This is a genomic window from Roseomonas sp. KE0001 (assembly GCF_016107285.1).
Lineage (GTDB): Bacteria > Pseudomonadota > Alphaproteobacteria > Acetobacterales > Acetobacteraceae > Pseudoroseomonas.
Genome location: NZ_RCVQ01000002.1, coordinates 269097 through 284227, shown reverse-complemented (window position 1 = coordinate 284227; position 15131 = coordinate 269097). Strand labels below are relative to the sequence as shown.

The following is a 15131-nucleotide window of genomic DNA, read 5'->3' as shown; positions in this document are numbered from 1 at the left end:
AAGGTGTTTCGCAACGCCCAATCGGCAAAAATCGAAGACGATGAAGAGCATGTCCCAGGACCGCGCGTCACAAGAATTACACCATGACAAGTCCATCGATATCACAACCGAGACTTGCCCGATGACCTTCGTTCGCACGCGGTTGGCACTGGACCGGCTGGCGCCCGGCGGAATTCTGCTGGTCAAGCTCCGGGGCGAGGAGCCGCGCGCCAATATCCCGCGCACCGCCGTCGAGCAGGGCCATGCCGTGCTCGACGCCACCGAGCAACCGGATGGCAGCCTCTGGCTCAGGCTCCGCAAAGGCGGCGGCTGAGCACCAGCGCGTCCCCGCCATCGGCGTAGTACCGGGGCCGCAGCCCGGCCACGGTGAAGCCGGCGCCTTCATAGAGGCCCCGTGCCGCGGCATTGCCGACCGCGACCTCCAGGAAGAGGCGCGCGGCACCGCGCCCGGCCGCCTGGCGCGACGCCGCCTGCAGCAGCCGCCGCGCCACCCCCCGGCGGCGCGCCTCCGGCACCACCGCCAGCGTCAGGATCTCCGCCTCGTCCGCCGCCACCCGGGCGATGATGAAGCCCTCCTCCGGGCAGAGCAGGGCGAAGGCGCCCGGCATCTCCAGCATCAGGCACAGCGCCTCGGCGCCCCACCGCTCCGCCGGCGGGAAGGCGGCGGCGTGCAGCGGGGCCAGCGCCGCCGCCGCCTCGGCCCCCACCGACTCGGGCGCGGACGCGGGGGCCGCCTCAGTCATGCGGCCCCCGCACCGCCGGCGGCTCGACATAGAGCGGCAGGGCCGGCCGGAGCGGCAGGCCCGAGGCCAGCCGCCGCGCCACCAGCGCGGCGACCGCGCCGGCCTCGGGCAGCAGGCTGTCGCTGAGCCAGGGCGCCGCGCCGCGCTCCCGCAGCGCCGCCGCGACCAGAGGCGCCATGTCGCCGACCAGCACCAGCCCCTCGGGCGGCGGCGACAGCGCCGCCAGATCGAAGGGGCGTGGCGGCCCCTCCGGCGTCTCGGCATCCGGGGCGAAGCTCTCCAGCAACAGGTGGCCGCGCCGGGTGTCGGTGACCGACCAGGCCGGCCGGCCGGCCCGCGACGCCGGCGGCAGGGCAGCCAGCAGCGCCTCGCCGGTGGTGACGCCGAAGGCGGGGCAGCCGGCGCCCAGGGCCAGACCCTGCGCCAGCGCCAGCGCGGCGCGCAGGCCGGTGAAGCCGCCCGGCCCCACCACCGCCGCCACCGCGTCCAGCTCGGGCGCCGCCAGCCCCGCCTCGCGCAGCACGCGCGCGGCCATCGGCGGCAGCGCCACCGCCTGGCCCCGCGCGCCATCGGCCTGGGCGGCGGCGGCGACCCGCCCCTCCGTCCAAACCGCCGCCGAGGCCCGCGCCAGGGCGCCATCCAGTGCCAGGATCCGCATCGCCGCTGCATAGGCCGAAACGGGCCTCAACGAAACCGGGCCGGAGTGCCAGGATGCGGCCATGCTCCAGCCGATCACGGAGGAGGACGGCCTCCTCCTCGACCTCCGCTACGCCACGCCCGACAACCTGGCCGGCGTGCCGATCTACCGCCGCCCGGTGGCGCTGCTGCTGCCGCTCGCCCGCCGGCGCCTGCTGGCCGCGCGCGACCAGGCCCGCGCCTGGGGCCTGCGGCTCAAGGTCTTCGACGCCTTCCGCCCGATCGAGGCGCAATGGGCGCTGTGGCACGCGGTGGAGGACAAGCGCTTCGTCTCCGACCCGCGGCGCGGCGGCGTCCATCCACGCGGCGCCGCGGTGGACCTGACGCTCTGTGACGCGGCGACGGGGGCGGAGCTGCCGATGGGCACCGGCTTCGACGCCGTCGCGCCGGAATCGGCGCATGGCCATCCGGGCGTGCCGGCGGAGGATCAGCGCAACCGCGCCCTGCTGCTCGGGCTGATGACCGCCGCCGGGTGGGACCACTACCGGCTGGAATGGTGGCACTACCAGCTCCCCGAATTCCGCGACTTCCCGCCGCTGGCGGCGGCCGCCGTGCCGGCGGGCCCGATGTGACGGCCTTCCTTTCGCCCCGATGCGACGCCAGATAGGCGCCATGCTCCGCCGCACCGCCCTGCTCTCCGCCCTGGCTCTGGCTCTCCCCTTGGCCTTCCCCTTGGCCTTCCCCTCGGCCGCCCGTGCCCAGCAGCGGCTGACGCCGCAGCAGCAACAGGCCCTGCTGGCCCGGGCGGAGGCCTATCTCAACGGCATCACCACGCTGCGGGCGCGCTTCCTGCAGGTGGCGCAGAACGGCGGCTCGGCCGAGGGCACCGCCTTCATCGCCCGGCCCGGCCGGATGCGCTTCGAGTACGACCCGCCGGAGCCGCTGCTGCTCGTCGCCTCGGACAGCCAGTTCCTCTATTATGACCGCGAGCTGAAGCAGCCCTCCATCGTCCCCGTCTCCTCCACCCCGCTCGGCCTGCTGCTGCGGCCGCAGATCCGCTTCGGCGGCGATGTCGAGGTGATGGGTGTCGAGCGCCAGGGCGGCTTCCTCGGCATCACCCTGCGGCGGCGGGAGAACCCGGCCGAGGGGCGCCTCACCCTCGTGCTGCAGGAGGAGCCGATGGAGTTGCGGCAATGGGTCGTGGTGGACGGCCAGGGCCGCCAGACGCGGGTGACGCTGACGCAGATCCAGACCGGGATGCCGCTGGACCGCCGTCTCTTCACCTTCAACGATCCCCGCTTCTTCGAGGACGAGGGCCGCCGCTGACGCAGCCCTGACCGCCCGGACACGGCGAAATCATGCCTTGATTGCGCCACCGCGCGGCGCGACCTTTGGCGCATGCGCCCGCTGATCGGTATCCCCTGCTGCATGAAGGCCTTCGGGGCCTTCGCCATGCCCAACCACGCGGTGTCGGACCACTACATCAAGGTGGTGCTGGGGCCGGTCGGCGGCGTGCCGCTGCTGATCCCCGCGGCCGGCGAGGGCGTGGCGGAGGAGATCCTGCCACGGCTCGACGGGCTGCTGCTCACCGGCAGCCGCTCCAACGTGCAGCCGGGCCTCTATGCCGGGCCGCCGCATCTCGAGGGCACGCCGGAGGATCCGGACCGGGACGCCACCACGCTGCCGCTGATCCGCGCCGCGCTGGCCACCGGCATGCCGCTGCTGGCCATCTGCCGGGGCTTCCAGGAGCTGAACGTGGCCCTCGGCGGCACGCTGGACCAGCGTATCCAGGATCTGCCCGGCCGGCTGGATCATTCGACGCCGGTCGATCAGGCGCTTCCGCGCGTCCGCACCGGCAAGGCGCATGCGATCCGCGTCTCCCCCGAGGGCCGGCTGGCGCGGCTCTGGGCCGGCCTGGCCTGGTCTCCCGACTCGGTGCCGGTGAACTCGCTGCACAACCAGGGCGTGGCCCGGCCGGCGCCGCGCCTGGTGCCCGAGGCCTGGGCACCGGACGGCACCATCGAGGCGGCGCATGTCGAGCACGCCAAGGGATTCGCCGTTGGCGTGCAGTGGCATCCGGAATACGACTGGGCGGAGGACGCGCTCTCGCGCCGGCTCTTCGAGTGCTTCGGCGCCGAGGCCTGCCGATGGGCAGGCCAGCGGCATGGCGCGGCCACAGCGGCGATTGCGGCGGAATAGCCACAGCCAAGCCTCAAGAGGGGCGATCAAACGTTTTTGAACTGCTGTGGAAAACCCTTATTTTTCCCCGTAAACCTGCCATCTTGATACCGGATCGGTACCCCAGCCGACCCGACCATTCCCCCAAGGAATGATCCCCCCAAGGCGCCCGGCCACCCCCCTGGCCGGGCGCCGCCCTCTCCGCGCCCCTCCCCCCATTTCATGCCTCCGCCACCGGGTCTAAGCTCCGGCTCCCGAGACGGAGGAATCCATGTCCGACCACGTCATTGCCGCCCCCCCCGCCGCCAGCGTCCCCGTGCAGGGCGGCGGCAGCTTTCCCGTTCGCCGGATTTTCTGCGTCGGCCGCAATTATGCCGAGCATACCCGCGAGATGGGTGGCGATCCGACGCGAGAGCAGCCCTTCTATTTCACCAAGCCCTTCGATGCCGTGGTGACCGGCGGGGCCGACACGGCCTATCCGCCCGCCACCTCCGACCTGCATCACGAGATGGAGCTGGTCATCGCCATCGGCACCGGCGGCAAGGATATCGCGGAATCGGAGGCGCTGAGGCATGTCTGGGGCTATGCCGCCGGCCTCGACATGACCCGCCGCGACCTCCAGGCCCAGGCCAAGAAGACCGGCAAGCCCTGGGACATGGCCAAGGGCTTCGACCAGTCCTGCCCGATCGGCCCGATCGTCCGGGCCGAGGGCGTCGATCCCTCCAGGGGCCGGATCGAGCTCAAGGTGAACGGGCAGGTGCGGCAGAGCAGCGATCTGTCGAAGATGATCTGGTCGGTGCCGGAGATCATCGCCAACCTCTCGCGTCTCGTCACCCTGGCGCCCGGCGACCTGATCATGACCGGCACGCCGGAGGGCGTTGCCGCCGTGGTGCGGGGCGATGTGCTGGAAGGCGAGGTCGAGGGCGTCGGCACGGTCCGCACCCGGCTGGTCTGATCCGGCCGCGGGCCGGCGGTGGGGCGCCGCCGGCCCTTTTTATCGGGCTTTTTTTATCGGGCCGGCGCCTTTTTCCCGCCCTCGCCCGCGCCTATTGCTGCCGCCCATGTCCAAGCTCCGCATCGTCACCTGGAACATCAACTCGGTCCGGCTGCGCCTGCCGCTCCTGACCGAACTCGTGCGCGCGCTGGAACCGGACGTGCTCTGCCTGCAGGAGACCAAGTGCCCGGACGCGCTGTTCCCGCACGAGGGCGTGGCGGCCCTGGGCTTCGGCCACCGGGCGGTGCGCGGCATGAAGGGCTACAACGGCACCGCCATCCTCTCGCGCATTCCCTTCACCGCGCGCGGCGACGACCCGGACTGGTGCGCCAAGGGCGATTGCCGGCACCTGGGCGTCGACCTCGACGTGCCGGGGGGGCTGGAGCTGCATGACTTCTATGTCCCCGCCGGCGGCGACATCCCCGACCCGGCGCTGAACCCGAAATTCGCCCACAAGCTCGACTTCGTCGCCGAGGCGGCGGCATGGAACCGGGCGCGCGGCCCGTCCCGGCGCAGCGTGCTGGTGGGCGACCTGAACATCGCCCCGCTGGAGCACGACGTCTGGAGCCACCGGCAGCTCCTGAAGATCGTCTCCCACACGCCCGTCGAGGTCGAGGCGCTCACCGCCTGGCAGCAGGCCGGCCACTGGTACGATGCGCTGCGCCATTTCGTGCCGCCGAGCGAGAAGCTCTACACTTGGTGGTCCTACCGGGCGCGGGACTGGGAGGCGGCGGATCGCGGCCGGCGGCTCGACCATGTCTGGGTCAGCCACGACCTGGCTCCCGCCCTGACCGGCTGGACAGTGCTCAAGGCCGCGCGTGGATGGCCGCAGGCCAGCGACCACGTGCCGGTCATGATCGAGCTGGATCTGAGCAAAATGGCGGCTTGACGCAACTCAAGGTTGCAATCTGTTGTCAACTCCTGGCAACCTCCCGCTCGGCCTGGACGCACACGGAAAATTCGCTGCGCTGCATCGCAGCATGCCGCTAGAGTTTTCGCGCCGAGCCTGGCAGCTGACCCAGTAAGGAAGGGATCCCGCATGGCGCGTTACCTCGTCACCGGAGGCGCCGGCTATGTCGGCAGCCATGTCGTGCTCGCCCTGGTCGAGCGCGGCGATACGGTGGTCGTCATCGATGATCTGCGGCAGGGCCATCGCGCCGCCCTGCCGCCGGGTGTGGAGCTGCTCGAGTTCGACCTGGCCGATCAGCGGCGGGTGGCCGAGGTCTTCGCCGGCTGGAGCTTCGACGGCGTGCTGCATTTCGCCGCCCTATCCCTCGTCGGCGAGAGCATGCGCGAGCCGATGCGCTACCTCCGGGAGAATCTCTCCAACACCGCGACGCTCGCCGAGCAGGCGGCGCGCTCGGGCTGCCTGCGCTTCGTGCTGTCCTCCACCGCCGCGCTCTTCGGCTACCCCGAGACCGTGCCGATCGACGAGACGGCGCGGCTGCTGCCCGCCTCGGCCTATGGCCAGTCCAAGCTGATGGCCGAGACGGCGCTCGACTGGGCCGATCAGGCGCATGGGCTGAAATCCGCCGCGCTGCGCTACTTCAACGCCGCCGGCGCCGATCCGCAGGGCCGCCTCGGCGAGGACCACGCCCCCGAGACGCACCTGATCCCGCTGGCGATCGACGCCGCCCTCGGCCGCGGCCCGGAGCTCACGGTTTTCGGCACCGACTACGACACGCCGGATGGCACCTGCCTGCGCGACTATGTGCATGTCACCGACCTCGCCGACGCGCATCTGCGGGTGCTCGACGTGCTGAAGGAGGGCCGCAGCCTGCGCTACAATGTGGGCAATGGCAGCGGCTACTCGGTGAAGCAGGTGATCGAGGCGGTGGAGCGCGTCGGCGGCCGCCCGGTGCCACACCGCTTCGGCCCGCGCCGCGCGGGCGACCCGGCGGTGCTTGTCGCCTCCAACGCCCGGCTGCGCGAGGAGACCGGCTGGACGCCGCGCTACGCGGCGCTGGACGACATTGTCCGCACCGCCTGGGCCTGGCGGGTGGCGCGCCCCGAGGGCTACGGCGACCGGGTGGCCCGCGCCGCCTGACCGCCGCCCGGCCGGGGAAACCAGCGGATATCACGGAAGCGTGAGCCGCGCATCACCCTTGGCAAATCCCCGCCCGTCCGCACCTCCCCCTGGTTGAGGCAGAGAGGTGGACGCGGCCGGCATGAAGCTTTTCTCCAGATCGGGCCACCCTCCGGCCTCCCGGCCCCATGTCGTCGTCATCGGTGCCGGGCCCGGTGGCCTGGCCGCCGCCATGCTGCTGGCGGCGCGCGGTGCCCGCGTCACCGTGCTCGAGAAGGATGCCGTCGTCGGCGGGCGCAGCCGCATCCTGGAGACGCCAGAAGGCTATCGCTTCGATCTCGGCCCGACCTTCTTCCTGTATCCGCGCATCCTGGCGGAGATCTTCGCCGCCTGTGGCGCCGATCTCGGGGCCGAGGCGCCGATGGAGCGGCTCGACCCGCAGTACCGGCTGGTCTTCGAGGGCGGCCCGACCATCGACGCGACGCCCGACCTGCCGCGGATGGCGGCCGAGATCGGCAAGCTCGACCCGCGCGACGGCGCCGCCCTGGCCGGCTTCATGGCCGCCAACCGCGAGAAGCTCGCCGCCTTCCGCCCCGTGCTGGAGCGCGGCTTCGCCTCGGCCTCCGACCTGCTGGGGCGCGACATGCTGCGCGCCCTGCCGCATCTGCGGCCGCATCTCTCGGTGGATGCCGAGCTGAAGCGCCATTTCCGCGATCCGCGCACCCGGCTGATCTTCTCCTTCCAGACCAAGTATCTGGGGATGAGCCCGTTCCGCTGCCCCAGCCTCTTCACCATCCTCTCCTTCCTGGAATACGAGCACGGCGTGTTTCACCCGCGCGGCGGCTGCGGCGCGGTGGCGGCGGCGATGGCGCGCGTTGCGGGCCGGCTGGGCGCCGAGATCCGGCTGGGCTGCCCGGTCGAATCGATCGTCTTCGAGGGCCGCCGCGCCACCGGCGTGCGGGTCGGCGGCGCGGTGCTGGCGGCGGACGCCGTGGTGATGAACGCCGACTTCGCCCATGCCGCGCCAAGGCTGATCCCCGACGCGCTGCGCCGCCGCTGGTCCGACCGGCGCATCCGCGAGGCGCGCTATTCCTGCTCCACCTTCATGCTCTATCTCGGCGTGGAGGGCCGCTTCCCCGACCTCGCCCACCATACCGTGCTGCTCTCGGGCGACTACCGCGGCAACCTGCGCGAGATCGAGGGCGGCAGCCTGCCGCTTCAGCCTTCGCTCTATCTGCACAATCCCGTCGCCACCGATCCGGGCATGGCGCCCGCCGGGCACAGCAGCCTCTACCTGCTGGTGCCGGTCTCCAACCTGCGCGCCGGCATCGACTGGTCGCGGGCCGCTCCCGCCTTCCGCGCGCTCGCCCTGCGGCGGCTGGCCGCGCTCGGCCTGCCGGACATCGAGTCGCGCATCCGGCACGAGCGCATGGTGACGCCGGAGGAGTGGGAATCGCGCTATGCCGTGGGCTTCGGCGCCACCTTCAACCTGGCGCACGATCTCGGCCAGATGCTGCACCGCCGCCCCGGCAACCGCTTCGCCGACACCGAGAGGCTCTACATGGTGGGCGGCGGCACGCATCCCGGCAGCGGCCTGCCGGTGATCTACGAAGGCGCGCGCATCAGCGCCGACCTGCTGGCGCGCGACCTCGGCCTGGGCGGCATCCCCACCGCCCTGCCGCCGGATCTGGAGGGGAGACAGGCGGAGGCCTCACGGGAGTTGACGGCATGAGCGCGCGGGTGGTGGTGATCGGGGGCGGGCTGGGCGGGCTGGCCGCGGCGGTGGTGGCGGCGGCGCGCGGCCACCGCGTCACCCTGCTGGACAAGAACCCCTGGCTCGGCGGCAAGGCGGCGGTGCTGAACCTGCCGGCCCCAGGGGGAGCCCGAGGGGAGGCCTCCGGCGCGGAGGGGGGCAACACGCGCGGCTTCCGCTTCGACATGGGCCCGACCATCCTGACCATGCCGCGCGTGCTCCGCCGCATCCTGGCCGAGGCCGGACGCGATCCGGCGGCGGAGGTGCCGCTGCTCCGGCTCGACCCGCAGTGGCGCTGCTTCTTCGAGGACGGCTCGCGCATCGACCTGATGCAGGACGTCGGCGCCATGGCCCGCGCCATGGAGGGCTTCGCGCCCGGCAATGGCGCGGGCTATCGCCGCTTCCAGGACGTCGCCCGCGAGTTGCACGGCATCTCGGAGAAGTTCTTCTTCTGGAAGCCGGTGGAGGGCATCGCCGACACGCTCGACTTCCGCGCCAATCTCCGCCCCGACACGCTGCGCGAGGTGCTGGCGCTGCGCATGGGCCAGACGGTGGCCCGGGTGATCCGCGGCCATGTGCCGGACGCCCGGCTGGCGCAGATGCTGGATCATTACTGCCAGTATGTCGGCTCCTCGCCCTATCTGGCGCCGGCCGTGCTCTGCGGCATCGGCGACATGCAGGCGGCCGAGGGCATCTGGTATCCACGCGGCGGCACCCGCGCGGTGGCCGAGGGGCTGGCGCGCGTCGCCGGCGAGCTCGGCGTCGATCTCCGCCCGGGCTGCGAGGTCACGGGGCTGGAGATCGAGAACGCCGCCGGGGGCCGCACGGTGCGCGCCGTGATCGCCGGGGCCGAGCGCATCCCGGCCGATGCGGTGATCTCCAACATGGACGCCATCCGCACCTATGCCGAGCTGGTCGGCGGCGCCCCGGCCCGCCGCTACCACCGCCGCAAGCACGAGCCGGCCTGCTCGGGCGTGGTGCTCTATCTCGGCCTCGACCGCCGCTACGAGCATCTGGCGCACCACGACTTCGTCTTCTCGCGCGATGCCGAGGAGGAGTTCGACGCCATCTACCGGAAGGGCATCCCCGCCCCCGACCCCACCGCCTACCTCGCCGCCCCCGCCGCCACCGACCCCACCGTCGCGCCCGAGGGCGGCGAGGCGCTCTACGTGCTGGTGCACACGCCCTATCTGCGTCCCGGCCAGGACTGGTCCCGGATGCTGCCGGCCTACCGGCAGGTGATCCTCGACAAGCTGAAGCGCACCGCCGGGCTCGAGGATATCGAGCGCCGCATCGTGGTGGAGCGGCACCTGACGCCGCAGGACATCCACGAGCGCTACAAGGTCCTGGACGGCGCCATCTACGGCCTGGCCAGCCACGGCCGCTGGACCGGCGCCTTCAAGCCGGGCAACCGGGCGCGCGGGGTGAAGGGTCTCTACCTCGCCGGCGGCGCCGCGCATCCGGGGCCGGGCATGCCGATGGTGATGATGTCCGGCTGGATCGCCGCCGACGCACTGGACCGGGATCTCGGCGGGCGCGGCATGAGCCCGGCGGCGGAGCGGGCCGGCCAGCGGGATGCCAGCGAGCGGGATGCCAGCGAGCGTGACGCCGGCGAGCAGGGCCGGGAGGCGGCGCTGGCGGCGGAATGAAACCCGGCGGCCCCGACGGCAAGGACCCCCTGGCGCTCTATTCCCGGCGCCGGATCGCCTTCTTCGACCTTGTCTTCACCCGCTTCGCCCGGCGCCACATGCGGGCCCTGCGGCTGGCCCGCGATGCCCGGCCGGCGCCCCCGCCAGGTGTGCCGCTGGTGGTCTATGCCAGCCACGCCTCCTGGTGGGACGGGGTGGCCTTCATGCTGCTCTCGCGCCGGCTCTTCCCCGGCCGGCCGATGGTCATCCCGATGGAGGCGGCGGCGCTGGCCCGCTACGGCTTCATGCGCCGCATCGGCGTCTTCGGCGTCGAGCGCGACTCGCCGCGCGGCGCCGTCGCCTTCCTGCGCACCGCCGGGGGCGTGCTGGCGCGGCCCGAGGCCATGCTCTGGATGAACGCTCCCGGCCGCTTCGCCGATGTCCGCGAGCGCCCGGTGCCGATCGCGCCCGGCCTGGTGCGGCTGGCCGAGCTGGCCCCCGACGCCGCCTTCCTGCCGCTCGCCCTGGAATACCCCTTCTGGACCGAGCGCCGCGCCGAGATGCTGGCCGGCTTCGGTCCGCCCTTGTCAGGCGCCGCGCTGCGCGCCATGCCTCGGCCTGAGCGGGCCGCGGCCCTCGCCGGGGCCCTGGCGGCGGCGATGGACCGGCTGGCGGAGCACGCCGTCAGCCGCGACCCGGCCCGCTTCGTACTGGTGCAGCAGGGGGGGGAAGGCATGGGCGGGATCTACGACCTCTGGCGGCGCGCGCGGGCCTGGACGGCCGGCCGCCGCTTCGATCCGCGACATGAGTCCCGCCCCCACGAGCCTCCTCACCACCAGCCTGGCGGCGGACCCGGCGCCGGGTCCGGCCCTTGAGCGCCCTGGCCGGCTGGCTGTCGCTCGGCCTCGCCGCCCTGCCGGCCGTCATGGCGGCGGGGAACCTGCGCGGCCTGCCGCGCGCCCGCGGCACGCCGCCGCCCGGCACCCTGGTCTCCATCCTGATCCCGGCGCGGGACGAGGCGCCGCGCATCGCCCGCTGCGTCACCGCCGCCCTGGCCAGCACCGGCACGGCGATCGAGGTGGTGGTGCTGGACGATGGCAGCCGCGACGGCACCGCCGCCATCGTGCGCGGGATGCTGGCGGGCGAGCCGCGCCTGCGCCTGCTGGCGGCGCCACCGCTTCCCGCCGGCTGGACGGGCAAGGTGCATGCCTGCGCCCGGCTGGCCGAGGCGGCGCGCGGCACGCACCTGCTCTTCATCGACGCCGACGTGCGCCTCGGCCCCACCGCCGCCGCCGCCCTGGCGTCCCGGGCGGAGGAGCGGGACCTCGCCTTGGTCAGTGGCGTGCCGCGCCAGGAGATGGGAAGCCTGGGCGAGGGCCTGACCGTGCCGGCCATCAACCTGCTGATGCTGGGCTACCTGCCCGGCGGCGGCCGCGCCTTCACCGCGAGCCCGGCCCTGGCCGCCGCCTGCGGCCAGCTGGTGCTGGTCGAGGCGCGCGCCTATCGCGCCGCCGGCGGCCATGCGGCGGCGCCCGGCATCCTGCACGACGCCCTGGCCCTCGCCCGCCGGCTGCGCACCGCCGGGCTGCGCACCGAGGTGGTGGATGGCAGTCGCCTGGCGCGATGCCGCATGTATCACGGGCTGCGCGACGCCTGGGGCGGCTTCGCCAAGAACGCGCGGGAGGGCATGGCGACGCCGATGGGCCTGCCGGTCTGGACCCTGGTGCTCGGCGGCGCGCACCTGCTGCCCTGGGCGCTGCTGCCGGACCCCCGCGCCCTGCTGGCCGTGCTGCTCTCCCTCGGCCTGCGCGCGGCCATCACCTGGCGCATGCGCGAGCCCTGGTGGACGGTGCCGCTGCACCCCGCCACCGTCGCCACGGCGCTGGCGATCCAGTGGTACGCCCTGTCCGCCCCGCTGCTGGGGCGCGCGCCGACCTGGAAGGGACGGCGCTACGGCGCCTCCCCGGGCGGCACCTCGGGCGATCCTCCCGGCGGCGCGCCGGCGGGCATGGCATGATGCGCGCCCGCGGGCTGCCGGTGCATGTCGTGGGGGCCGGGCTGGCCGGCCTCGCCGCCGCGCTGACGCTGAGCCGGGCCGGCCGCGCCGTGGTGCTGCACGAGGCCAGCCCCGGCGCCGGGGGCCGCGCCCGCGCCCTGCCGGATGGCGGCGACAACGGCACCCATGCGCTGATCGGCGCCAATCCCGCCGCGCTCGCCCTGCTGGACGAGATCGGCGCCCGCACCGACTGGATCGAGCCCGAGCCGGAGGCGCTGCCGGTCTATGACCTCGTCGCCGCGCGGCTGCATCACGTGGCGCTGGCGCCACGGCTCTGGCGCCGCCCGGACCGGCGGCCCCCGGGCCTCGGCGCGGCCGCCTTCCTCGCCCTGCTGCGGGCCGCCCTGCCCGGCCGCCATGTCACCGTGGCCCAGGCCTTCGACCGCCACCCCGAGCTGCTGCGCGGCTTCGTCGAGCCGCTGACCCTGGCCGCCCTCAACACCCCGGTCGAGGAGGCCGGGCTGCGGCGCCTCGGCGCGGTGCTGCGGCGCCTGTGGCGGCCCGAGGCCTGCCGCCTCTACGTGGCGCGCCGCGGGCTGGGGCCGGACCTGGTGGAGCCCGCCCTGGCCCTGCTGCGCCGGCGCGGCGTCGAGATCCGCCCGGGGCACCGCCTGCGCGGGCTGGAGCGCGAGGGTCACCGCCTCACCCATCTGCGCTTCGGCGCGGCGCGGATGCCGATCGCGCCGGAGCAGCGCGTGGTGCTGGCGGTGCCGCCCTGGGAGGCGGTGCGGCTGCTGCCCGGCCTGCGCGTGCCGGAGCGGCACGCCCCGATCCTGAACCTCCATTTCCAGCATGCCAGCGGCGCCGGGCCGCGCTTCCTCGGCCTGCTCGGCGGGCTCTCGCAATGGGTTCTGGTGCGGCCCGGCGGCGTGGCGGTGACGGTCAGCGCCGCCACCGCCGCCCTGCTGCGCGACGCCGAGGCCAAGGCGCCGGCGATCTGGTGGGAGCTGCGCGAGGCCGCGCTGGCCGCCGGCCTCCCCGGCCCCTGGCCGGAAGCGCCGCCGCCCTGGCGCATCGTGAAGGAACACCGCGCGACGCCGTTGCACGAGCCGGACCAGCCCCCGCCGCCGCCGCCGCATCCGGCGGAGAACCTCATGCTGGCCGGGGACTGGATGGAGCCGGTGCTGCCGGCCACCATCGAGGCCGCCGTCCGCTCCGGCCAGCGGGCCGGCCGCTGGGCGCTGGCCGCGTGACGGGGGGCCGCAGGATGGGGGGCCGCAGGATGGGGGGCCGCAGGATGGGGGGCCGCAGGATGGGGGCGGCGTGAGCGAGGCGGCGGGCGCCCTGGCGGCGCTGCGCGGCCGGCCGCGCCTGACCCTGGCGGAGCGTCGGGCGCATCTCGCCGCCCTGGCGCGCGAGACCATCCGCCGCGCCGAGGCCCTGGCCGCCGCCGCCGATGCCGATTTCGGCGGACGCGCCACGGTCGAGACCCTGATCGCCGATGTCCTGGTGGCGGCGCAGGCGGCACGGCGGGCGCGGCGCTGGCTACGCTGGTGGGCGCGGCCACGCTGGGTGCCGGTGCCGCTGGTCTTCCAGCCCGCCCTGGCCTGGACGCGGCCGGTGCCGAAGGGCGTGGTCGGCGTCATGGCGCCGTGGAACTACCCGGTGCAGCTCAGCCTCTGGCCCCTGGCCGAGGCGCTCGCCGCCGGCAACCGCGTGGTGCTGAAGCCGAGCGAGCAGGCGCCGCGCACCGCCGCCCTGCTGGCCGAGCTGCTGGCCGCCGCGCCCGGCCCCGATGTCGTGCGGGTGGTGCAGGGCGATGCGGCGGTCTCGGCCGATTTCGCCGCCCAGCCCTGGGATCACCTGGTCTTCACCGGCGGCGGCGAGACCGGCCGGGCGGTGATGCGCGGCGCGGCGGAGCGGCTGACGCCCCTGACCCTCGAGCTGGGCGGCAAGTGTCCCGCCCTGGTGTTGCCGGGCGCCGACCTGCGCCGCGCCGCCGGGGCCATCCTGGCGGGCAAGGCGATCAATGCCGGGCAGACCTGCGTCGCTCCCGACACCGTCCTGCTGGTCGGCCATGCCGCCGCCGATTTCGCCGCCGCCTGCCGGGCCAGCCCGGTGCGGCTGGAAAGCGCCGTCCTGCCCGCCCAGCGGGCCCGGCAGGCGCGGCTCGCCAGCGGCGGCGAGGCGCTGCCGGGCGGCATCGTCCTGATCGGTGACGAGGGGGAGGCGGCGGCGGGCGAGATCTTCGGCCCCAGCCTGGCGGTGCGGGCGCTGCCCGACCTGCCCGCCGCCCTGGCCTGGGTGTCGGCCCGGCCGGCGCCGCTGGCGCTCTATCTCTTCGGGGCCGGCCGGGCGGAGGCGGCCGCCGTCGCCGCAGGCTGCCGGGCCGGTGCGATCGTCGAGGAGCGCTGCGTCGAGTTCGCCGCCTTTCCTGGCCTGCCCTTCGGCGGCAGCGGCGGCTCCGGCTTCGGGCGCTATCATGGCCGCGCCGGCTTCGAGGCCTTCAGCGACTGGCAGGCGCGGGTGCGGCACGGGCCGCTGTCCCTCTCCCGCCTGCTCGATCCGCCCCGCGGGGAGCGCGCCCTGCGGCTGGCGCGCCGCCTGCTGCGCTAGAGCGGATCCCGATCAGGTGGAACCACCTGATCGGGTGAAGATGCTCGCAAAAACAAATGGCCAGAGCGTGTGCCGTGAGCCAGGGCGAACGGAAAACGCTCTAGGTCCGCCACGGCGCAGGTCAGGGTGCGCGGCTCTGGCGCGAGCCATTCTTGTATAAGATAGATGTTCGAGCTGCCATGCATGAAAAGCATGACTGAGAAGCTATGCACCCGCGATTGCTGCACCCGCGAAATGCGCAAGGCTTTGGCAAGGAGTGGCTCCCTATATTCACCTTACCGGCGCAATCCAGCGGCGGGACCAAAGGATCAAGGGGCCTACCCATGTCCGCTATTCTCTTCGTGACTGTCGTTGCCGCCCTCGTTGGAGGCGGACTTTATGCCCGTTCGCTGATGGAGCGGGACTGGCCGCAGGGCCTGCCGCACCTGCGCGCGGCCGACTGACGCCGCCACGCCTGCCCCGGGCCTTGCTCCGGCAAGGCCAGGCATGCGTCCGACATTAGGCATGCGTCTCCGGACGTTCCGACCGCATCGCGCGCCGCCCCGCGCGGAGCGGTCCCGA

At 74.0% G+C, this 15131-nt stretch carries 15 protein-coding genes; 13 read left to right on the top strand and 2 right to left on the bottom strand.

Annotated features, from left to right (window positions below):
* Nucleotides 1-49: 49 nt before the first annotated feature.
* Nucleotides 50-313, top strand: coding sequence for a sulfurtransferase TusA family protein (locus tag D9598_RS04895; RefSeq protein WP_198365278.1), 264 nt, complete (start codon nt 50-52; stop codon nt 311-313).
* Here D9598_RS04895 and D9598_RS04890 read toward each other — a convergent pair.
* Together D9598_RS04890 and tsaB are read right to left on the bottom strand one after the other, a co-directional pair.
* Nucleotides 288-743 carry a GNAT family N-acetyltransferase gene (locus D9598_RS04890; RefSeq protein ID WP_198365277.1) on the bottom strand — a complete coding sequence of 152 codons (456 nt, stop codon included), beginning with the start codon at nt 741-743 and terminating at the stop codon, nt 288-290. The genes D9598_RS04895 and D9598_RS04890 overlap by 26 nt on opposite strands.
* Nucleotides 736-1401, bottom strand: a complete 666-nt coding sequence (gene tsaB / locus D9598_RS04885) for a tRNA (adenosine(37)-N6)-threonylcarbamoyltransferase complex dimerization subunit type 1 TsaB (protein ID WP_198365276.1) — start codon at nt 1399-1401, stop codon at nt 736-738. The genes D9598_RS04890 and tsaB overlap by 8 nt, the downstream gene beginning before the upstream one ends.
* A 61-nt stretch (nt 1402-1462) precedes the next feature.
* Here tsaB and ddpX point away from each other — a divergent pair, with 61 nt between their 5' ends.
* From ddpX to D9598_RS04825, 12 genes are all read left to right on the top strand, one after another.
* Entirely contained in the window at nt 1463-2011 is a 549-nt protein-coding gene (ddpX, locus tag D9598_RS04880) for a D-alanyl-D-alanine dipeptidase (RefSeq protein ID WP_198365275.1), read from the top strand.
* Between the two features lie 40 nt (nt 2012-2051).
* Nucleotides 2052-2705, top strand: a complete 654-nt coding sequence (locus D9598_RS04875; protein WP_198365274.1) for an outer membrane lipoprotein carrier protein LolA — start codon at nt 2052-2054, stop codon at nt 2703-2705.
* A gap of 72 nt (nt 2706-2777) precedes the next feature.
* Nucleotides 2778-3578 (top strand): gamma-glutamyl-gamma-aminobutyrate hydrolase family protein, encoded by an 801-nt coding sequence (locus D9598_RS04870; RefSeq protein WP_198365273.1) that lies wholly within the window; start codon nt 2778-2780, stop codon nt 3576-3578.
* Between the two features lie 250 nt (nt 3579-3828).
* Nucleotides 3829-4512 (top strand): fumarylacetoacetate hydrolase family protein, encoded by a 684-nt coding sequence (locus D9598_RS04865; protein WP_198365272.1) that lies wholly within the window; start codon nt 3829-3831, stop codon nt 4510-4512.
* Between the two features lie 106 nt (nt 4513-4618).
* Nucleotides 4619-5440, top strand: coding sequence for an exodeoxyribonuclease III (locus D9598_RS04860; protein ID WP_198365271.1), 822 nt, complete (start codon nt 4619-4621; stop codon nt 5438-5440).
* A gap of 150 nt (nt 5441-5590) precedes the next feature.
* Nucleotides 5591-6598, top strand: coding sequence for a UDP-glucose 4-epimerase GalE (gene galE, locus D9598_RS04855; RefSeq protein WP_198365270.1), 1008 nt, complete (start codon nt 5591-5593; stop codon nt 6596-6598).
* Nucleotides 6599-6719: 121 nt separating this feature from the next.
* On the top strand, nt 6720-8309 hold the full coding sequence (gene crtI / locus D9598_RS04850; RefSeq protein WP_198365269.1) for a phytoene desaturase family protein: 1590 nt from the start codon (nt 6720-6722) through the stop codon (nt 8307-8309).
* Entirely contained in the window at nt 8306-9979 is a 1674-nt protein-coding gene (locus D9598_RS04845; RefSeq protein WP_198365268.1) for an NAD(P)/FAD-dependent oxidoreductase, read from the top strand. The genes crtI and D9598_RS04845 overlap by 4 nt, the downstream gene beginning before the upstream one ends.
* Entirely contained in the window at nt 9976-10833 is an 858-nt protein-coding gene (locus D9598_RS04840) for a lysophospholipid acyltransferase family protein (RefSeq protein WP_232476908.1), read from the top strand. The genes D9598_RS04845 and D9598_RS04840 overlap by 4 nt, the downstream gene beginning before the upstream one ends.
* The gene (locus tag D9598_RS04835) at nt 10830-11975 is read left to right on the top strand and encodes a glycosyltransferase family A protein (protein WP_232476907.1); all 1146 of its coding nucleotides are present in this window, start codon (nt 10830-10832) and stop codon (nt 11973-11975) included. The genes D9598_RS04840 and D9598_RS04835 overlap by 4 nt, the downstream gene beginning before the upstream one ends.
* Nucleotides 11972-13207 (top strand): FAD-dependent oxidoreductase, encoded by a 1236-nt coding sequence (locus D9598_RS04830; protein WP_198365267.1) that lies wholly within the window; start codon nt 11972-11974, stop codon nt 13205-13207. Before D9598_RS04835 ends, D9598_RS04830 begins: the two co-directional genes overlap by 4 nt.
* Nucleotides 13208-13277: 70 nt before the next feature.
* Nucleotides 13278-14570, top strand: a complete 1293-nt coding sequence (locus D9598_RS04825) for an aldehyde dehydrogenase family protein (protein WP_198365266.1) — start codon at nt 13278-13280, stop codon at nt 14568-14570.
* Nucleotides 14571-15131 lie beyond the last annotated feature (561 nt).